The organism is Kluyvera cryocrescens NBRC 102467 (assembly GCF_001571285.1).
In the GTDB taxonomy this organism is placed as follows: Bacteria; Pseudomonadota; Gammaproteobacteria; order Enterobacterales; family Enterobacteriaceae; genus Kluyvera; species Kluyvera cryocrescens.
On record NZ_BCTM01000029.1, the window covers coordinates 32,775 to 52,071 of the forward strand.

General features: G+C 45.4%; 18 protein-coding genes. 7 read left to right on the forward strand and 11 right to left on the reverse strand.

What is annotated here, in order from left to right; genetic code table 11:
* Positions 1–139 precede the first annotated feature (139 nt).
* On the forward strand, positions 140–1,651 hold the full coding sequence (dgcJ, locus tag KCR01S_RS18585; protein ID WP_244886218.1) for a diguanylate cyclase DgcJ: 1,512 nt from the start codon (positions 140–142) through the stop codon (positions 1,649–1,651).
* A gap of 112 nt (positions 1,652–1,763) precedes the next feature.
* Here dgcJ and KCR01S_RS18590 read toward each other — a convergent pair whose 3' ends face one another.
* Positions 1,764–2,006 (reverse strand): hypothetical protein, encoded by a 243-nt coding sequence (locus KCR01S_RS18590; RefSeq protein WP_061284560.1) that lies wholly within the window; start codon positions 2,004–2,006, stop codon positions 1,764–1,766.
* Positions 2,007–2,087: 81 nt separating this feature from the next.
* On the opposite strand from KCR01S_RS18590, the gene KCR01S_RS18595 reads away from it, so the two are divergent.
* Positions 2,088–3,977: an alpha-galactosidase gene (locus KCR01S_RS18595; RefSeq protein ID WP_061284561.1), complete on the forward strand. Its 1,890-nt coding sequence runs from the start codon at positions 2,088–2,090 to the stop codon at positions 3,975–3,977.
* Positions 3,978–4,020: 43 nt separating this feature from the next.
* Here the strand turns inward: KCR01S_RS18595 and KCR01S_RS18600 are convergent, their stop codons facing one another.
* The 4 genes from KCR01S_RS18600 to KCR01S_RS18615 all read right to left on the reverse strand — a co-directional run bounded on the left by KCR01S_RS18600 (position 4,021) and on the right by KCR01S_RS18615 (position 8,956).
* Complete coding sequence (locus tag KCR01S_RS18600) at positions 4,021–5,598, reverse strand: FAD-NAD(P)-binding protein (RefSeq protein WP_061284562.1); 1,578 nt, start codon at positions 5,596–5,598, stop codon at positions 4,021–4,023.
* A gap of 149 nt (positions 5,599–5,747) precedes the next feature.
* Positions 5,748–7,232 (reverse strand): phosphoethanolamine transferase, encoded by a 1,485-nt coding sequence (locus KCR01S_RS18605; RefSeq protein ID WP_167348838.1) that lies wholly within the window; start codon positions 7,230–7,232, stop codon positions 5,748–5,750.
* Positions 7,233–7,601: 369 nt separating this feature from the next.
* Positions 7,602–8,288 (reverse strand): winged helix-turn-helix transcriptional regulator, encoded by a 687-nt coding sequence (locus KCR01S_RS18610; RefSeq protein WP_167348839.1) that lies wholly within the window; start codon positions 8,286–8,288, stop codon positions 7,602–7,604.
* 53 nt (positions 8,289–8,341) lie between these two features.
* Positions 8,342–8,956 (reverse strand): helix-turn-helix domain-containing protein, encoded by a 615-nt coding sequence (locus tag KCR01S_RS18615; RefSeq protein WP_061284565.1) that lies wholly within the window; start codon positions 8,954–8,956, stop codon positions 8,342–8,344.
* A 444-nt stretch (positions 8,957–9,400) separates the two neighbouring features.
* Here KCR01S_RS18615 and KCR01S_RS18620 point away from each other — a divergent pair, with 444 nt between their 5' ends.
* Genes KCR01S_RS18620 through KCR01S_RS18640 form a run of 5 tightly spaced genes read left to right on the forward strand, consistent with a single transcriptional unit; the run spans position 9,401 to position 14,797 of the window.
* Positions 9,401–9,931: a fimbrial protein gene (locus KCR01S_RS18620; RefSeq protein WP_061284566.1), complete on the forward strand. Its 531-nt coding sequence runs from the start codon at positions 9,401–9,403 to the stop codon at positions 9,929–9,931.
* 58 nt (positions 9,932–9,989) lie between these two features.
* Positions 9,990–10,673, forward strand: a complete 684-nt coding sequence (locus tag KCR01S_RS18625) for a fimbrial biogenesis chaperone (RefSeq protein WP_061284567.1) — start codon at positions 9,990–9,992, stop codon at positions 10,671–10,673.
* A 48-nt stretch (positions 10,674–10,721) separates the two neighbouring features.
* Positions 10,722–13,262: a fimbria/pilus outer membrane usher protein gene (locus KCR01S_RS18630; RefSeq protein WP_061284568.1), complete on the forward strand. Its 2,541-nt coding sequence runs from the start codon at positions 10,722–10,724 to the stop codon at positions 13,260–13,262.
* Between the two features lie 14 nt (positions 13,263–13,276).
* A complete protein-coding gene (locus KCR01S_RS18635) occupies positions 13,277–14,260 on the forward strand; it encodes a fimbrial protein (protein ID WP_061284569.1) in 984 nt (327 codons plus the stop codon).
* A gap of 12 nt (positions 14,261–14,272) precedes the next feature.
* Positions 14,273–14,797 carry a fimbrial protein gene (locus KCR01S_RS18640; protein WP_233269607.1) on the forward strand — a complete coding sequence of 175 codons (525 nt, stop codon included), beginning with the start codon at positions 14,273–14,275 and terminating at the stop codon, positions 14,795–14,797.
* Positions 14,798–15,635: 838 nt separating this feature from the next.
* Here KCR01S_RS18640 and KCR01S_RS18645 read toward each other — a convergent pair.
* From KCR01S_RS18645 to KCR01S_RS18665, 6 genes are all read right to left on the reverse strand, one after another.
* A complete protein-coding gene (locus tag KCR01S_RS18645) occupies positions 15,636–16,526 on the reverse strand; it encodes a Kiwa anti-phage protein KwaB-like domain-containing protein (protein ID WP_061284570.1) in 891 nt (296 codons plus the stop codon).
* Positions 16,523–17,146, reverse strand: coding sequence for a hypothetical protein (locus tag KCR01S_RS18650; protein ID WP_061284571.1), 624 nt, complete (start codon positions 17,144–17,146; stop codon positions 16,523–16,525). Before KCR01S_RS18650 ends, KCR01S_RS18645 begins: the two co-directional genes overlap by 4 nt.
* Positions 17,147–17,395: 249 nt before the next feature.
* Complete coding sequence (locus KCR01S_RS24405; RefSeq protein WP_072139890.1) at positions 17,396–18,148, reverse strand: KilA-N domain-containing protein; 753 nt, start codon at positions 18,146–18,148, stop codon at positions 17,396–17,398.
* A gap of 262 nt (positions 18,149–18,410) precedes the next feature.
* The gene (locus tag KCR01S_RS25790; RefSeq protein ID WP_280513245.1) at positions 18,411–18,539 is read right to left on the reverse strand and encodes a hypothetical protein; all 129 of its coding nucleotides are present in this window, start codon (positions 18,537–18,539) and stop codon (positions 18,411–18,413) included.
* Positions 18,540–18,549: 10 nt separating this feature from the next.
* Positions 18,550–18,753, reverse strand: a complete 204-nt coding sequence (locus tag KCR01S_RS18660; protein ID WP_061284573.1) for a hypothetical protein — start codon at positions 18,751–18,753, stop codon at positions 18,550–18,552.
* Between the two features lie 194 nt (positions 18,754–18,947).
* The coding region (locus KCR01S_RS18665) for an IS3 family transposase (RefSeq protein WP_156478786.1) at positions 18,948–19,297 on the reverse strand (350 nt) is incomplete at its 5' end.

Below are 19,297 nucleotides of genomic sequence, written 5' to 3' on the forward strand. Positions count from 1 at the left end.
CCGCCGCAGCTCTCAGTGACTCCGCGACATTGGCCAGATCAGGCTCGCCGTTCACTTCTGCTTTTCATCCAGGAAGAAGGTATTGATTGGTGTTATACTTTGCGCAGTTTAGAGGTGGTGCAACAGGGAGTTAGCCATTTTGTCCCGACAAAAATACATCAGCGCAATGGTGCTGATCGTCATCTGTACGACCGCACTTTTTATCGCTCTGGTGCTCCGCGAAGCGCGCGATCTACAACACTATATGGGTTATGTGGTCGAAAACGGCAAATCCGCACTGTTCCATGAGGAGTCCATCAACCAGAATATCGCTACCCGCCTTTCACGCGAGTTTTACAGCCGTACCTATTCTGCTGCCGATAATAATCAAGACAGTATTTGTCAGCACCTTGAACAAGAAGGGAAAATTTACGGTTTCAATCTGCTGAAGAAAAACATTGGCAGCCTTGAGGGCACGCTGCAAACCCACAATAAGGCGTGCGAAGAGTGGGCAAGAGACGTCGGGGCGATGTCGATTATTCATGCCTCTGAGAGCGCGAATTTATCGAAATACAGTTTTTCAAACTATACCGGCTATACGTTCCGTAATATCCGCTACTACATCGATCTTTCTCATCGTTATATTTATATCAATCGTCTGGTTAACACCAAAAAATACACGTTCCGCAACTGGCTGATTGGCGATAATGGCAGCATTAACATCGCGCATAGCGCCCGGACAATTTCCATCGATGAAAATGCTCTCGATGATTTGATTAAGGGAGAAAGCACGCTTTCTCATATCTATCAGGATGGATATACCCACAACAATATTATTAGCATGCTGACGCCCGTTTTTCTCGGCGATAAAGTGAAAGGCATTCTGATTACAGACATCAATATTAACGATCTGGTGGTGTCCTTTAAGACAATTGACAGGCCTTTCTTATGGAAATTCCTGTCGCTGTACGTGACCGATAATAAAAGCGGCGCGCACATTATGTTCCATAAGCCACGAATCCGATCTCATGACTTGATCAGCAGCGAAGATGCCCTCACGCCCAGCTACACGCTGCACGTGAAGCTGGATGCCATTTACGTCATCGCCACCAACCTTTGGCTGTTATTGCTGTATGTGGTGGGCACATGGACGTTATGCCGCTACGCCAGTAAGCAACTGACCCGACAAGAATCCCTTTCCAGGGATAACATCACTGACGCCATGACCGGCCTGTATAATCGCAAAGTGATTACTCCTGAACTGGAACAAAAAATTCAGGCGCTGGTTAACCGAAATATCCCGGTTACGGTGATTGCCATTGATAGCGATGGGCTGAAAAGAATCAATGATACGCTCGGCCATCATATGGGTGATAAATCCATTCAGACGCTGGGTTTAGCGCTGGGCAATAGCATTCGTAAAAGCGACTACGGTATACGACTGGGCGGCGATGAGTTCAGTCTGATTCTTATCGATAATTCGCTCAACAGATCCCGCGACGTTATCGAGCGAGTCCAGGAACAATTGACCGCTATCGACAAAGAAAAACTGGTGGCATTTTCTTGGGGCGCATACCAGCTCCAGTCGGGAGATACGCTGGAAGTGGCGATGCTCAAAGCGGACGAATTGCTTTATCAGCATAAGCGCAGCAAGTATGCGGACCGCAGGTAAATACGCAGAGCGTGCAACGGATACGGTCTAAGTCTGGCGGATTTCAGCCCAGCGGCCGCATCCTCGCCCCACGGCTTTTGCCTTATCAATCAGCCCCGTGAGGGGCTTTTCATTATGGTTCACCGTGATGGCATTTTTGCCTGGCTGACCGGAAATCACCCTGCTGTTCAACCTCAGGCCCACCAACCGCCATGGCCGGCACGCCTCCCGCCACTGCCCCTGTTGACCTTTCACTTCCAGACCTCGGAATCTTTCGTTTCATTTCTTTTGTGAGATAAGCCAGAAAACGGAGATCTTTCTTTTTATTTCTTTTATCAATTAACCCAAGATAAAAGAAACCAAACGAAACAAACATATATTAACCAGCTTCCGTATCATTACGATCATTCCTCTGCCAGATGCACAGTCATAATTAAACGAAAAGGACCTGTAACTGATGAAAAATGTGTTCAAGATATCGATCCTCGCCCTGCTGGTGTCCAACGGCGCATTTGCCGCTAACTACGAGTTGAATAACGATAATATTGCCATCTCGTTTGATGATGCGCAGTCCGCAGCGGTCATCAAAGATACCCATACTCAACGCCAGCTGTCGCCGCAGTCGCTGTTTTTCCTGACTCTGCCTGATGAAACCGTCATCAAAGCCGCAGACTTTAAAATTTCGCATGTGGATAAGCGTGATGACGCAATCAGCATTCAATACGACCACCCGGACTTCAAGGTCACCGTCACGCTCAATACGCTGAAAGGAAAATATGCCCGAATCGATTACACGATCGCCGCAGTAGGCAAACCACGTAACATCGCCAAAATCACCTTCTTCCCGACGAAGGGGCAAGCTCAGGCACCGTATGTCGATGGCGCAATTAACAGCTCGCCAATCATCGCTGATTCATTCTTTATTTTGCCCAATAAGCCGATTATCAATACCTATGCCTATGAAGCTACCACTAACCTCAACGTTGAGCTGAAAACCCCTATCCAGCCGGAAGCGCCGGTCAGCTACAGCGTGATGTTCGGTACCTTCCCTGAAACGAACCAGCTGCGCCGCAGCGTTAACCAGTTTGTTGAGGCCGTACGTCCCCGGGCATATAAACCGTATCTGCACTACAACAGTTGGATGGATATCGGCTTTTTCACCACCTACACCGAACAGGACATTTTGGGACGAATGGATGAGTGGAATAAGGAGTTTATTACTGCACGGGGCGTGAAAATGGATGCGTTCCTGTTGGATGATGGCTGGGATGACCGTACCGGCCGCTGGCTGTTTGGTCCGGCGTTCAGCAATGGCTTTAGTAAAGTCCGCGAAAAAGCCAATAGCCTGCACAGCTCAATAGGATTATGGCTGTCGCCGTGGGGTGGCTACAACAAACCACGCGATATACGCGTCTCCCACGCCAAGGAGTATGGCTTTGAAACCGTCGATGGGAAGCTGGCGCTCTCTGGACCGAACTATTACAAAAACTTTAATGAGCAGATCCTTAAGCTCATTAAAGATGAACATATCACCTCATTTAAACTCGACGGTATGGGCAACGCCAACTCGCATATTAAGGGCAGCCAATTTGCCTCTGACTTTGATGCTTCGGTCACGCTGCTGGAAAACATGCGTAAGGCCAATAAGGATCTGTTCATCAACTTAACCACGGGTACCGATGCCAGCCCATCGTGGCTACTTTATGCCGATTCCATCTGGCGACAGGGAGATGACATCAACCTTTACGGCGTCGGCTCACCGGTGCAGCAGTGGATGACCTACCGTGATGCGGAAACCTATCGCTCGATTGTTCGTAAAGGCCCATTATTCCCACTGAACTCACTGATGTATCACGGCATTGTCAGCGCAGAACACGCCTATTACGGGCTTGAGAAAGTGCAGACCGACAGTGATTTTGCTGACCAGGTATGGAGCTATTTCGCGACCGGAACACAGCTCCAGGAGCTGTATATCACGCCATCAATGTTGAACAAATCCAAGTGGGATACGCTGGCGCAGGCCGCGAAGTGGTCAAGAGAAAACGGCCGCGTGCTGGTCGATACGCACTGGGTTGGCGGCGACCCAACCGCGCTGGAAGCCTACGGCTGGGCGTCGTGGAGCAAAGAGAAGTCGATTCTCGGCCTGCGTAACCCGTCCGACAAGCCGCAGCGTTTCTATCTGGATTTGAGTAAAGCGTTGGAAATCCCACAGGGAGAGGCCGCGCAATTTACCCTCAAATCGATCTACGGCAATAATAGCACCCTGCCAGAGAAGTATCAGGAAGCCACGGTTATCACGTTACAACCGCTGGAAACGCTGGTGCTTGAAGCCAATCCGGTGAAATAATCCTCTCCAGGCTGCTCGCCGATGCGGGCAGCCTGGCTGTGATTTACCTGCCGGCCTTACTCATCCCCCTGGCTATCGCCGCCCCCATTTCCGCACAGACCACTAGCCCCTGTACAAATGGGCGATCGTGCATCAACCACGGCAGCGCGCCAAAGGCGATTCTCCCCCGTCCCATCTCCGCCGTCTGTAAGGTGTAATCTACGCTCACCTCGGGGATCTCATCGCCACACGCCAGCAGTTGCGCCCGCAGCGAAGGAAACGGCAGATCTTTCGTTTTTAAGGCTTTCTGCCCCCTTGCATCGATAAATACATCAAACGTATAGCGATCTTCATAAGTGATAATCGTTGTCAGCTTATCTTCCACCTGCATCTCGTAGTCGTGGCCCAGTGACAGGATGCGGATCACTCCCGCGTCACGTAACGCCAGCAGACGGCGGATAGATTCAGAAGGGATCGCCGCATAGTTATCGATAAAAATACGGGCTAATCCATTTTTGAAGCGTTTCACGTCTTTCTCATTTAAATGGCGAACGATCGGTTCAACAACTTCATGCAGCCGCAGGATGGTATAACGCCAGGGTACGGTGTGCTTTTCACGTTTATTACGTTCAACTTCCTGCAGATTTGCTAGCGCCCAATTAAACGGACCGTGCTGTTTTCTGTTGGCAAACCAAATATCGGCAAGGGTATCGGCATTGCATAAGCGCAGCGCATTCCGCTGGCTCCAGCGAGGATCGGCCAGCTCAAGCTCTTCTACAACCAGCTCAAAAACGCGGTCCAGCAGCCCCTCGCTTCCCTCTGCAATAGCCGCCTCGATGGCACTTTCCGTCACCACTACGAGCGGTTCATAAGGCAAAGGGCAATAAAAATCAGCTTCCGGCAGAATCCCCGATCGGGACATTAGACTAAGCTGAAGCGGCTGACTTTCCGGATTCAGGCGAAAACAAACCGTCTCTCCCTCGGTCGTTATAAACGTCCCGTGCTGGATTACCACGGCCATCGCCGCATCCAGCCCGCTTAACGATGTCCCCATAATCCCAACCCGACACGGTGCAATTTGCGCATCCATCAGCCCTGTCCATGGGCTGGGAAAATAATCACGGGGTGACTGATCGTCCTCCGGCCAGACATGGCCAGTGGCAAGAACAACGGAATCAAAAATTTCCGCCGCATCATTACCCTCTGCCCACACCTTGACGCCATCCGGCATCGCCTGCACATCCATGACCTTGCTGGATTCGCGAACGTTGACCACAAAGCCTGAACGCCGAGCCTCTGATACCAGCGCCAAAAAACGATCGCGATAATAATCGCCAAGCATCACGCGTGGTAAAAATTGCCTTTCATGCAGGGATGCGCGCTCCAAACCAAAGCGTGCCAACCAGCCATCGCTCTGGCCGCGCAGCCACTCCAGGTAAGTGATAAAAATGGGCGGGATTTCAATGCTGGCAATGTTTGCCAGCATCAGCAATGCGTTATTGTCGTCATTATAGGGCATGCCAACGCCTGCCTCTTCCGCCTGCTCATAGATCGTAATAGCAAGCGGTTCCCCCCGCTCCAGCAGGGCGTGAAAAGTGTAAATTCCCGTAGGCCCGGCACCGATAATGGCGATGTTTTTCATGGTTACCCTCAATGAGAGACATGCCGTTAAGTCTGGTTGATAAAGGGGAATGCGCCACTGCAAACGGGCAATTGTGTATCAACCACGGTAGAGCGTCGGCTACCGTAGCTGAAGTGCAGGAGAGTTATCCTCCCGCACCTTTTTGTTCCTCAGCGACGAAGCTGCTTCCAGTCATAAACCGTGTTGGTGGTATCCAGCACCGGCACCTGACCCGCGAGCTGCGATGCCCGTGATTTTAATGTACCAGGCAGGGTTTCATTTGGCAGCCTTATCCCTAACCAGTAGCGCATCAACTGGAAATTATTCGCTGTTGAGTACAGCCCTTTCACCTCACCATTTTCAGGTTTTGCTACCTGTTTGCTGTACCACACAAACATGGGAACCTGATAGGCGTGCTGGCTAGGCTTCACCCCACCGTGATAATAGACAACGCGTTTTTGCGGATCGCGCTCCAGGGCATGATCGGAAAAGTAAACCAGCGAGGCACGACGCCCTTCAAGCAAGGAAAACATCTGTCCAAGAAGTTTGTCGGTATAACGAATCGAGTTGTCATAGCAGGCATCAATGCCGCTGTCTTGCGCATCAAATATGGCTTCCTGCGCAGGGAAACGCACACACTCCGGCTCGTGGCTACCATAAAGATGCAACACGATGACTTGCTTACCGCCCCGATTCAGGGCCTGTTTTAATTCTGGTATCAATGTATCGTCGTAATCACTGGTCAGCCATTTTTTCTCCCGCGCATTGGTGGCAATGCCCGTAATAGCATTATTGTAGTCTCCGATAATGCCCTGCTTGCTGAACCAAGAGGTGTAATAACCCGCGCGATTCGCCAGATTAATAATATTGTCCGAATAATGCTTCTGGTCGTGTCCAATGACAAAATCCGCACTTAACACGAGAGGAACTGCGGTAATCGTCACCGGAGCAGGGCTGACAGCCTGAGTCCACGAGAGTACCTGCGCTCGCTGGCTATCAAGCACGGGTGTAGTGTCTTTCGGGTAGCCGTAAAAATGCATGTTCTCCGATCGGGCTGACTCCCCCACCACCACGACATAAGTGTCAATCCCGGTATCCCATGTTTGGATCGGGTAATCAGGAATCGTGCGCGAAATTTGTGAAATCAGCTGCTTATCATTCCAGGCTTGTACGAAGTATTTCAGATTGCTGATTGGGGTGTAGTTAATCACCCGCACAGAGATACTGCCATGGCTGTTCTTGCGCACACTATGCGCTACCGCCTGAGTGATGTTGACTATCAGAGTGAGTGCCAGGCAATACAACGGTAAACGCGGACGCCATTTTCCGGGGAGCCTTGGCGTAAACCAGACAGCACTCAGCAGCAGAGCCGTTAAAACAGTAAATCCCAGTGCATAATGGATATACAGACCAAGTATAGCCATTATCTCGTGGGTGGAACTTTCCAGCACACTCATGGCAAAACCATAGCTAAATGCACTGCCAAACGTTGCGTGAGAATACAAAGACAGCATGACATCCCATGCAACGATCATTACTGGCAAAGCAGCAACGGCTAAACGCACACGACGCCGCTTAATGAGTGAAAATGAAAGCATTAGTAATGCAAAGATAAACAAACGCTGGAACATCACATGTAAGGGTGAAAACAGCATGTTAACAGCCGCAACAATCCCCAGAGAGGCCCACAGAGGGAGTAGTGCCGCAGAGGCACGCAAAGAGCTAAAATTCATGAATATGATTATTTTAAGGAGAAGTATTTCTAAAAATTATCGCACAAATTACTAATACAACTAAAGAGATGCCTGCTATACGATTTCGCTAATTTCATCACAAAAGGGGGAGTTTTTTCTTTGGATAGGGCGGATTTGAGTTGGATGGATTCTGAGAACCAGGCTGACTTCTCCCGGCAGACGTGTCTGTCCTACAGTTTGAACACAGGAAGAGCGTCTGGGCACATGACGACATCGTCGAAGCCAGCCCGCGTAGACATAAATAGCCGGGGCGCTATTTATAACTCAAGATTAGAATTTTTCAGGTAGTTGATGAACCTTAATCAGGATGCCACGATTAATCTCAATGTATCCCCCCTCTTTTAACTCCGACAAAATACGCATAATACCGCTACGTGACAGGTTGGTTTTGTCACGGATATAGTTTTCGGCAGTAATGTTGTTACGGTATTTTTCATTTTCACTCATAAGTTCAATGAGTTGGGATTTGATAATGTCGTAAGAGGTTGGAGCGGTCAGCATTTTATTGGATGCATAGAGCTTACTAGTGACGACCATCATATGCATGGTCAGCAGCTCCCACAAATCGTTTTCACGGATGATATCGAAGGTCCGCTCAAGGCTTAGAATGCCTATATCAGATGTTGTCAGCAGTTTGATATACCCATTCATCGAACGCGTAGCCATGTTACCAACTCCTATAAGAGAAGGCGCATTGATAGTCGTCATCGCAAGGTCATCATCATCACGATGTAAAATGACCTGCCCGCTGAGAATCAGGTAGCAGTAATTTTTCTGGCCCGTTGAGAGAAAAAGACGCTTTCTGGCCAGAATTCTCTTCACTTCGGCAAAGGGGAGCAGCTTATCCACCAATTCCCTGGAATAAGGGGAAGGCTGCGTGATTGTCGAGATGGGCAATGGTGCAGGCATGGTTGACCTATTACGGGATGTGCGATTTTTCTTAGTATAGTTATCCATCGGCATATCTTTACGTGCCTTAATAGAATTGTTTGAAATATATGGAAATAAATTCAGTCTTTTGTGGGTAGATGATTGATGCCGACAAGAATGCCGCGCTCAAGGATGATGTATTTGGCTTCTCGTAACTGTTTGAGGATGCGCATGATTCCACTACGCGACAAAAGTGTTTTGTCCATAATGTAGCCCGCGGCCGTCATACTTTTTCTGATGCGAGAGGGCTCAAGCATGAGCTGCCTGAGGTGATACATCACTATCTCGGAGGAAGACATCTGCGAAACAGCGCTGCATTGCTCATAAATGCTGGAGGTGGTGTATATCAGGAGATAGCAAAAACTTTCCCATAGCGCGTATTTCTCTATTAGCAGGTTGAACCGTTCAAGAGGCATTTTGCATAATCTGGAAGATTCAGCTGTCCGTACGTAAAGGTTATCACCGCAGGATAGTTGATGGCTTACGCCTGAAATAAAAGGATATTGTTGGCTATTTAGGACCATTCCATCCCAACGTCGATTAAGAGTGATAGAGCCTTCGAGTAAAAAATAACAGTGTTGAATATTATCGCTCATGTAATCGAGAACTTCCCCCCGAGGAACGAGCAGTGATGAGCTATAAGGTGAAGCATAATCAATTATATTTTGGATGTGTTTTATTGGTTTAATATTCATAATTGATTTCTATTAAAATATCCAGAAGACTGCTTTTAAGGGGGGAGGAGCACCACAGCATTATCACTCTATACAATTGATAAAAACACAAAAAACCAATCTCGCATTAGACTAAAATGTTAACAATTCTTTTTCATCCCGCAAGAAAATCGCGCTCGCGCGGCTCAAAATGTTACCTACATGTTAATATCAAAGTCTATTATTGACCTATTTAAATATTGTTACATCAGGTACGCTTTCGTAAAATTACTACGAGCAGACAACGACTGTTTTTAATATTAAGTTAAACATCTAATTTTCCATATTTTATAGGCCACCATTTAATAATGAATGCAGGTGTTGTTCTGTGTATCACCAAGGAAGCGCGAAGCTGATATTAAATGTACCTGGAAATATATTTATATAGAAAGTAAATGCGCAATGATATCCATTAAGGAACATTAAATGAAAAAGAGTTTAATTGCCGTTGCTCTGGCTGCAACCGCAGTATTGTCCGTGTCTAACGTATTTGCCGCTTCAGGTATTGTGAAGTTCTCTGGAAGTATTCTGGAGGACGCTTGTACTCCAACGATCACCGCGCCAAATGGCACTGTTGATTTAGGCCAACACGCAAAAACTGACTTTAAAGCGGCAAATGATACGACATCTCCCGTTTCATTCACCATTAAGCTTGATGGTTGCCCGGCGGCAGTCACTTCTGCAACCGTGATGTTTGAAGGTGATTCTGATGCCACGAATAGCGCGTTACTGGCTATTACTGCCGAAACCGGCAGCGCAAAAGGTGTAGGCATCAATATGATGACAGCTGACAAAGCAGATTTGCCTCTGGGTGGCACCAATAGCTACAAATACACGCTTCAACCTACCCCAGCATCAAATGACCTGGTTTTTTATGCACAATATAAAGCCACTACTGCAACTGTAACAGGTGGCCCAGCAAATTCTAGCGCCAACTTTACCGTGGATTATAACTGATTCCTTTTCGAGGAATCTCTTGGGGTCGTTAATCGACCCCATCTTTATCGAGGTATCAATGAATTTTCTCAGTAAAACACTATTTGCCGGAATGACCCTATTTGCAATCATCAATGTTGCTAATGCGGGGGTAGTAGTGGGCGGAACCCGTGTGATTTATGACGGTAATAAAAAAGAAGCATCTGTTGCTGTAAACAACCCAGATACTACACCTTATTTAATCCAATCATGGATTGATACGCAAAATAAGGGTAGTGACGCAGGAAAAATACCTTTCATCATTACCCCTCCACTTTATCGTCTGGAAGGTGGGCAAAAGAACGTTGAACGTATTGTTCTCACTGGAGCCCTGCCACAGAATCAAGAATCGCTTTATTGGTTAAACATTAAAGCAATTCCTTCCGCTAAGCGTTCAGATAACTCCTTGCAAATAGCGATTAAAACACGCATTAAGTTAATCTACCGCCCAACTGCATTGACGGATGTCTCTCTCGACAAAGAAGCGGAGAACCTCACGTGGCGTAAATCCGGTGACCAAATTCAGGTAACCAACCCAGGTAATTATGTCATGAGCTTTGGTGAAATTCTGGTCAATGGTTCCAGAATTGAAAATGCGACTTATGTATTACCAAATTCAACCGCCTCTTTTCCATTACCCAGCCATAACAGCGGCGGTTCTGTGACATTTAAAATCATTAATGACTATGGCGGTGTTGGTGATACACATCGCAAAAACATTTAAAAACTCGGTCATCCGTGATGGACTTGCGCGGGCATGGAGCAATAAATAATGAATTATATGAATCCAATGGCTCAATTTAAACCAACACGACTGGCTTCTTTTATTTTTTGTATACTGGCAACATTATCTCATCCCTCGATGGCTCGTGATTATTTCGACCCTACGCTGATCGAATTAGATGATCCCAGCATGAAAGGTGCCGACCTTTCGTCGTTTGAAACGGGTTCGCAAATGCCAGGAACCTATCGGGTAGATGTCGTCCTCGACGATCAATACGTCGATGCACTAGATGTCCCCTTCGTCACCGTTAAGTCTGCTGATGGCGAAGAAACCCTCCAACCTTGCCTAAAAACAGAGTGGCTTAAGAACTGGGGGGTCAAAACGGATCTTTTCCCGGGGCTTAATAGCAAGGGTGACTGCGCTGATTTAAGCGCGATTTCTCAGGCATCGGCAAAACTTCAGTTTAACGAGCAGCGACTGGTTATCAGCATCCCGCAGGCGGCCCTTGCGCCGTTAGCCCGCGGATATGTTCCCCCTGAAAAATGGGACGAAGGTATCACCGCGGCCATGCTTAACTACAGCGTGAGTGGGGACAACAGCTGGGGTCGTAATGGCAACGGTAGCAACAGCCAGAGCCAGTATGCCAACCTGCGGCCTGGCTTGAACATCGGCCCGTGGCGTTTTCGTAACTACACCACCTGGAGCCGTGATAGCAACGGCCAGGATAACTGGGATACGGTTTATACCTACGTCCAGCGGGCGATTATTCCCTTCAGGTCGCAATTAACCATGGGCGATAGCTCTTCGCCGTCCGATATTTTCGATAGCCTGCCTTTTCGCGGGGCGCAATTGGCATCGGACGATGACATGATCCCTGATTCACAGAAAGGCTATGCCCCCGTCGTTCGTGGCATTGCGCGCACCAACGCGCAGGTCATGATCCGCCAGAATGGCTACATCATCTACCAAAGCTACGTTGCTCCTGGTGCATTTGAAATCAATGATATGTATCCGACCGGCGGCGCGGGAGCTCTTGACGTCACCATCAAAGAAGCTGACGGCAGCGAACAACATTTTACCGTGCCATATGCATCACTCCCGGTTCTACAGCGCGAAGGCCGATTTAAATATTCCGCAACCGGGGGACAATATCGCTCTTATAACAGCAGCGTTGATAAAACCCCGTTCGGCCAAATCACGGCAATTTATGGTTTACCCCACGGGATGACGCTGTATGGCGGCGCCCAGCAATCGAGCAAGTATCAGTCCGTAGCGAGCGGGATCGGTGTCAACCTGGGAGAAGCAGGAGCCATTTCGGCGGATGTCACCCAGGCCTGGTCCAAGCCTAATCAACAGAATGACTCTTCAGGTCAATCATGGCGAATCCGCTATAGCAAAAATTTTGTTGAAACGGGGACAAACTTTGCCATTGCTGGTTACCGTTACTCAACCAACGGTTACTACGGAATGCAGGAAATTCTCGACTCATACGGCGATAGCTCCGCGCTGCAAAACCGTCGCCGTAACCGCATGGAACTCTCAATGAGTCAGACGCTTGGCCAGTCGTTAGGTTCGCTGATGGTGAGCGCCGTGCGCGAAGACTACTGGAATTCCGGTGAGAGTATGGAAACCTATACCCTGGGTTACAACAACGCCTGGAATGGGATCTCCTACGGGGTGACGTACACATACAGCAAAAATGGGACTGCCGGAGATTATGGTAATACCATCAGCTATGACAAAGACCAGCAGGTGGCAGTGAATATCAGTATTCCATTCGATAAATTCCTGCCGAATAGCTGGGTTAGCTACAGCATGAATGCCAGTAAAAATAATGGTACCTCACATTCTATTGGGCTTAACGGAAGCGCGCTGGAAAATAATGCGCTTAGCTGGGGAATTCAACAGGGATACGGGACCAATAATGTTGGCTATACCGGAAACATGAATGCTGATTACAAAGGAACCTATGGCGAAGTTACCAGCGGATATTCTTACGACCAATATAATGAGCGTTTGACTTACGGCTTACAAGGTGGCGTGATTGCGCACGCTCATGGCATAACTCTGACCCAACCGCTTGGCGAAACCAATATATTAATTGAAGCCCCCGGAGCGAGTGGGGTCAGTATTCAGAATCAGACCGGTGTAAAAACAGACTATCGTGGTTATACCGCGATAAATAATGTATCGCCCTATCGCGAAAATGCAGTCACGCTGAGAACAGAAACAATGCCGGAAGATATTGATCTACCGTTAACAACTCAGACTGTTGTTCCGACGCGAGGCGCTATCGCTCCCGCTAAGTATGATACCAACGTCGGAATAAAAATATTGATGACGATTATTAAAAACGACGACAAACCCGTACCGTTTGGCACAATTGTGACCGTCTCGGATAAAAAAGAGAAAAGCTTTATTGTCAGCGACCGCGGTCAGGTTTATCTCACCGGCATGGAAAGTTCGGGGACGCTGAATGCGACATGGGGAGCGGATTCTCAACAACACTGCCGTATTGATTACAATACGGCACAATCAGCTAAAACCGCGGGCATTGTTTTAAATACCGCCCGCTGTAACAGTCACTAATATTGAGAGTTACAATGATACGTCATTATCTAATTAAGGCGATGTTTCTCGCCCTGTTTATTTTAAACACCTCCAGCGTCATGGCGATAAGCTGTAAAGTAAACTTCGGAGTGGAAACCCACACACTAAGCTTCAACACCGATACGATTGCAGTACCCGTTGATACTCCACACGGCAAGGTCATTGCGAGTGCGGCGACCGGCGGATGGAGAAATGGTGTAGACCTATGGGGGTGTACGACCGCATGGTATAGTGATTGGATAATGCAGTCGTTCACTGTCAAATCAGAAATTAACAATGTCTTTAAGACAAATATTAGTGGTATTGGTATCAGAATAACCGACGTTCCCAATAACGTCATGGCAAACTCACATAAAAGCATGGCGGCAAATCAGTTTATAGATATTGGCGGGGTCGGGATAGTTGCTGACTTAATAAGGATTGATGGCGAAATAGGGACAGGACCACTGACGGGAGGGATAGTAGCCAATGCTCAAATCCCCGGATATGATGGCCCCGAAGGGATTAATGTTGCACACGTTTCCTTAATTCCTACAGTATATATTAGTGTCGCGACATGTAACGCGGATACATCCGGTTTATCATTCCCGATTGGAAACATCCCGAAAAATAGCTTTGGCACATCGGTTGGCTATATACCGCCATCGTCTAAAAACACGCAAAACCTGAGTATTAATTGCGATGGCGTGGCGAATGCGATGATAGAATTACAGGCAACACAAAATCCTGATGTATCATCGAATAATACCGTTATTGCCGTTGACGGACAGGGCAGTGCTGGCGTTGCAAGCGGGGTGGGTGTTCAAATGCTTTATAATGGACAAACAGCATTACAAATAAATACCCCTCTTTCAATAAAGAAACTCACCAACGGCACGCAAGCACTCCCTTTTGTGGCCCAATATTATCAAACAAAAAGCGCGGTCACCGCCGGCTCAGCAAATGCCACATTTACGCTTAAGATCACATATCAATAAAGGATGTCTGATATGAACAATAAAATAAAAACCATGCGGTCTATTATTGGATATTGTCTATTACTGCCCTTTATTCAGTGTTGGGGAGGCGATAATGTTCCCGTACACGTAACCGGCGCGGTGACCGGATCTCCCTGCACGATCAGCAATGATAGCGTGCAGCAAACCATCGACCTTGGACACGATATATCTAATCTGTCATTAAAGAACCCAGGTTCTTCAACAGATTGGGTGACTTTTAATATTAATCTTGAGGCCTGCCCAGAAGCGACCAAAACGGTATTTATGAGTGCGCACGGTACGTCAGATGATGATAATCCGGCTGACATGTATAAAAATACCGGTGATGCAACGAATGTTGCCGTTCAGGTACAAAGCCAAACCGGAGAAGCCCTGGGCGATGGAAAGACGCTTAAGGGAACGATTATCAATAATGCCTATAGCTATAAATTACGTGCCCGAATTTATACCCAGAAAGGCAAACCAGGTCCTGGCGAAGTCAGCGCTTCAATGACCGTGACGTTTGAATATCAGTAGTGATAATGTCTCAGAAATGGACGCTCCCATTCTGAAACGCTGCTGAATTTAATATGCTGCCATCGTTTTATCGAGCGGACCGCCCGAAATATGCCGTATTAAGACCAGCTGTTTTCAGCACCATTACGGTTATCAACTCCACCGATTAAACGCCCTACAACATTACGCTGGCATTTATCGCCGACTGACGAATCCCCGCCAGCGCCACAGACCTCTCACAATCCGGCTAATACTTGATGATATTTATCATCCGTCCCGCAACTTCTGGCGATTCATGGATAGCCAAATCAAAACAGAGATACCGATATGCTAGCGCTTCAGCGGGAGATTAAGGTGTATAGAGAGAGTTAACAGCAAAAAGCTGAGCATGAGGCCAATCGACGGAGATGGATGGTGATAAATAGATGGTGCCGATAATAGGAACAATTAATCCCACGCAAACTAATGATTTAAAACATTTTTATTAATTTTGTTTTTTAAGATACCCCCAAATCATTCCCGTCCGATTTTCATCAAAACACCTTAGCTCCATCAACTATTTCAAAAATAATTTTGGTTGAACTTGATTACCTTAGATGTAGTAGTCCGCCATGTAAAAGCGGACTGAAGTTTCAAACATATTTAGCAAGTCTTTAATATTTTAGTACTTTATTTTTGATTGCATGAAAAAAAGTGATACGTTTTTATCGGTTTAGCCAGTAACACATATATTAATTAACTTTCTTGTCAATTATATGGCCGCTATTTGTTCCATAATACTTACCAGAGGCAACGCCCTGTTTATAAAAATCATTTAACAACCTTATTAACAACTTTGCTTCATCTACATTATTTATTACTAGCCTGCCATTTTTTCCTCTAATATATTATCTTCAAATAATTTAAGTGTGGCTTGATATTTGCTTATTGTAGCAGTATCTAAAGATTCATGGTTTTTCTTTTGGGCTATATTGGCAACCGTTCGAAGAAGAGACTTATTAGATAAAATAACTTGCTCGAGAAGTTGCATATTATCAATTACACATGCATTAGATAATACTTGAAGTACACTTTTAGCATTCTCCATAAACTCCCTCTCGATTCCAATTATTTGTTCAAATCCTAACTTTGAAATAATATACACTTTTTTATTTATGAAAAAGAAATCTATCTTGCTATCAAAGCTTACCGTTTGCATAGGAAATACTTTCATTTTAGAAAGATTCACATCAAAAAAAGCCTGCACTTTTTGCATTTTATTTAATGGTGCATCAGTAGCTACCTTTGATTTAGTTAACTTCCTAAATAAAAGGAAGCTATCATCCTGAGTGCTTACTTTCAAACAAAAAGCCAAGATGTCATCTTTTATTTCTTTAAGATCTTTTAAAACTTCAAACTTTGTGTCTGTATTGACTCCATCTAATACATGATTGAAATCAAGATTTTCCATCCCCTCATATCCGTATACAGCATCTATACCGTCATCAGAAATTACTGAGTAATTAGAAAATTCAAGATCATTATTTTTCACTATTTTACTAATTGTATCTGATGTTCCTGTTTTGAAGAAATTGACCATATCCTTATCAAGACTGACCTTATACAGATTAAATTCGAATCTTTCTTGCGAGGATATTTCAGAGTCCTTTTTAACCTTTCTTGTAATTAAGAAACAATTCATAGAAAAAGTATTTGATTGATAAACCTTCAAAAGTGAATTTAAAATATCTTTAATATCAGTGTTATTCATTGTTTTATCTCCTGAGCTTTAGCATAGAAAAGTTTATATCCAATTTTTTGAATTTTTATACAATCACCTTCATCTAAATATTTATCTCTGCAAATTATCATCCCTTTCTTTTTCGGCCCGTTCTCCTTTGTATATTCAATACTATAAAGGGAGTATTTTATAGCTAAGGTGGGGTTTATTAAAATCATTGATGAGTTTGAGTAAATGATAAAGGTAACCAGTAATAAAACCGCCAAAGAAAAGACGCTAGTGAGATCAGAAAGGTCTTGGAAAAGGAATGGTAGTAAATATGTAAAAAGGTAGCTTATCGATTCACTATTTTTATTTTCTATATCAACTATCTTTACAAAAAACCCGTCATTATCAATACGCGAATTAATATTACTCAATAAAAAATAAAGACCAATAAAACCAAAAAGAACAAACATCAAAATAACTGTAACAGCACCAAAATTATCAACAAATAATAATAGTGCCTTTTTATTCATACCTCCCCAATGCAAGAAATCTTTTTTTTTGTATACCTGATTTACTGTCATTATTAAAAACAAAGGCATATAAGACACTAAGAATAGCGTCAACCTCGCCCCAATCTTTAGCTCTTCACTTGACGATGACATGGCATAAAACCTCGAAAAGATGCCCTCTCAAAAAAATCATAAAAACCTAAGCCCAACTCTTTATAATACACGCACCACTTTACTACATTTCACTTTTAAAGCAGAGTTGTCTCAAGTGAGATTTTAATCGCCTCCCTGATTTAGGATTTCAAAGTCTAAGAGGCGATTATATGAAAAAATCAACTATTATTTAACATCGGCATCATAGATTAAAATCTAGAATAGTCGATTTGAAGACTGCCTCTAAAATTATTTAGGTGCAGGAAGTAAAAGTACTTCAAGAAATTCAAGTGCTGAAGCATCTCGTTGTTGGAAATATTCTGGTGCTTTTTGTGGCAGCCATACTTCATGGAAGTGCCTACGAAAATCCGCATAAAGTTCAACTGGATACAGCCTTGCTTGAACTTTTCTTCCATCTGTATATTCATGTTCATAACTAGGAAAATCACTTGGTTCGACCCCGCGATTTTTCCGTAACCACGAACAAAACATTCGTCCTTCCGAAATATCAGGAACCATCCTTTCTGGTAAAATATATCCTGCTGTTTCAAGAGGAGCAATCAAGCTCAACGTCATCTCATTTAACATTGAGAAATGAGTATGAGGGATCTTGTGCCTATTTTGCATGTAGCGTTTAATGTGGACAGGTGTTGCAAACTTTACTTGGCCCTGAGACCATTCATGCACCCATTGTGATACTTTGACAGCAAACTTTGCGGAAAGCCATTGTGCAAGATTAATAGCTAGTTGAGGGTGAACCCATGTCCCCTGTAACTTCGCATTCCCGCCCACAATTGAATGGATCAATTGAGCTTCCGTTAAACCACTTTGCTTACTGAGTTCCTCAATAAACTCGATTGCCTGCCGTGATGCTTTGTAGTGGGAGAATGTTTTACCTACTGATTGGCAAAGGGCAGTTGCATTAATGTAGCCATCACTTAAACGTTGAGGAATGATAGAGCCTTCCTCAACTCGTGGGATTAATTCAAATTGCTCGCTCATTAAGACTCTTCTTATTTACAGTTATAAACTCTTGCAGATCTATAATGGATGTAACTGGACATTTCAAGAGAGGGAATCCGCACGCATATATAAAACACTTAAAAATCAATCAATTATATTTGTCACCGCATCAAATACTACTATAATTGATAGGTCCTAATTATTAACTCGAAACTATGACAAATTTCATCAAGACTTTAAGCATCAATCAAAAGCAATATACCAATTACGTAAACGCCTTCATTTATCACTTGTAAAATAGTTACTGTATGTCGAATCGGTAACTTTCGATAATTACGATGCTGCCCCGGCTGTCCTTCCATTTATCGCCCGGCCTGATTTCAGGGTGAGTGCGGCCACCAGCAGCTAAGCCGGAATTTTTAATCGTCATATTTTTTACCTCACGCCGCTGGCGGGATTACCTGATAACCAATTTTCCTCAGAAAGCGCGCGGCACTCTCCACTGTGAAAAGGATCTCGTCGTCCATAAGGGGGCGCATCGACTGTAACCCGTTCGACGTGTCCACCAGATAGCGGCCGCCGGCAGGGAAACTGAAAACGTTCTTACCGTCAGCATGTCGAACCAGATCGTAAACATCGCTCATTCGCCAAACCCCGCATCGTTCAGTTTTTCCCATACAGAATTAGCAAGACGCTGACAAAGGCCGAGTAATATTTTGAGGTCATTCTCATCTACCTTGTCACTAACCATTTCAGTGGCAATAAGTAGCGCGCACAGCTCCGAGGTGGTTTCAATCGTGTTCTGACGTTCAATCCTGATTGAATCGCCACGGATAATCTAGACACTTCCGAGCCGTTGATAATACTGGTTTTCATATTCTGTCGGTGACATCTGATTGCTCGAACCATGCCGACGCTTACTGTTATAAAACATTTCGATGTAATCAAAAATATCGCTGCGGGCTTCTTCCCGCGTTCCGTAGATCTTTTTCTTTATCCGTTCGCGTTTCAGCAACTGGAAAAAGCTTTCTGCAACCGCATTATCGTGACAGTTACCGCGACGGCTCATGCTGCCCTCCAGGCCGTGTGATTTCAGGAATGACTGCCACTCATGGCTTGTGTACTGACTGCCCTGATCTGAATGAACCATCACCTGCTTTAGAGGATTACGTCGCCATATGGCCATCA

Coding starts and splice junctions, on each gene's coding strand:
- KCR01S_RS18590 (WP_061284560.1), bottom strand. CDS start 2,006: ATGTTTGTTTCGTTTGGTTTCTTTTATCTTGGGTTAATTGATAAAAGA.
- KCR01S_RS18595 (WP_061284561.1), top strand. CDS start 2,088: ATGAAAAATGTGTTCAAGATATCGATCCTCGCCCTGCTGGTGTCCAAC.
- KCR01S_RS18600 (WP_061284562.1), bottom strand. CDS start 5,598: ATGAAAAACATCGCCATTATCGGTGCCGGGCCTACGGGAATTTACACT.
- KCR01S_RS18605 (WP_167348838.1), bottom strand. CDS start 7,232: ATGCTGTTTTCACCCTTACATGTGATGTTCCAGCGTTTGTTTATCTTT.
- KCR01S_RS18610 (WP_167348839.1), bottom strand. CDS start 8,288: ATGGATAACTATACTAAGAAAAATCGCACATCCCGTAATAGGTCAACC.
- KCR01S_RS18615 (WP_061284565.1), bottom strand. CDS start 8,956: ATGAATATTAAACCAATAAAACACATCCAAAATATAATTGATTATGCT.
- KCR01S_RS18620 (WP_061284566.1), top strand. CDS start 9,401: ATGAAAAAGAGTTTAATTGCCGTTGCTCTGGCTGCAACCGCAGTATTG.
- KCR01S_RS18625 (WP_061284567.1), top strand. CDS start 9,990: ATGAATTTTCTCAGTAAAACACTATTTGCCGGAATGACCCTATTTGCA.
- KCR01S_RS18630 (WP_061284568.1), top strand. CDS start 10,722: ATGAATTATATGAATCCAATGGCTCAATTTAAACCAACACGACTGGCT.
- KCR01S_RS18635 (WP_061284569.1), top strand. CDS start 13,277: ATGATACGTCATTATCTAATTAAGGCGATGTTTCTCGCCCTGTTTATT.
- KCR01S_RS18640 (WP_233269607.1), top strand. CDS start 14,273: ATGAACAATAAAATAAAAACCATGCGGTCTATTATTGGATATTGTCTA.
- KCR01S_RS18645 (WP_061284570.1), bottom strand. CDS start 16,526: ATGAATAACACTGATATTAAAGATATTTTAAATTCACTTTTGAAGGTT.
- KCR01S_RS18650 (WP_061284571.1), bottom strand. CDS start 17,146: ATGTCATCGTCAAGTGAAGAGCTAAAGATTGGGGCGAGGTTGACGCTA.
- KCR01S_RS24405 (WP_072139890.1), bottom strand. CDS start 18,148: ATGAGCGAGCAATTTGAATTAATCCCACGAGTTGAGGAAGGCTCTATC.
- KCR01S_RS25790 (WP_280513245.1), bottom strand. CDS start 18,539: ATGACGATTAAAAATTCCGGCTTAGCTGCTGGTGGCCGCACTCACCCT.
- KCR01S_RS18660 (WP_061284573.1), bottom strand. CDS start 18,753: ATGAGCGATGTTTACGATCTGGTTCGACATGCTGACGGTAAGAACGTT.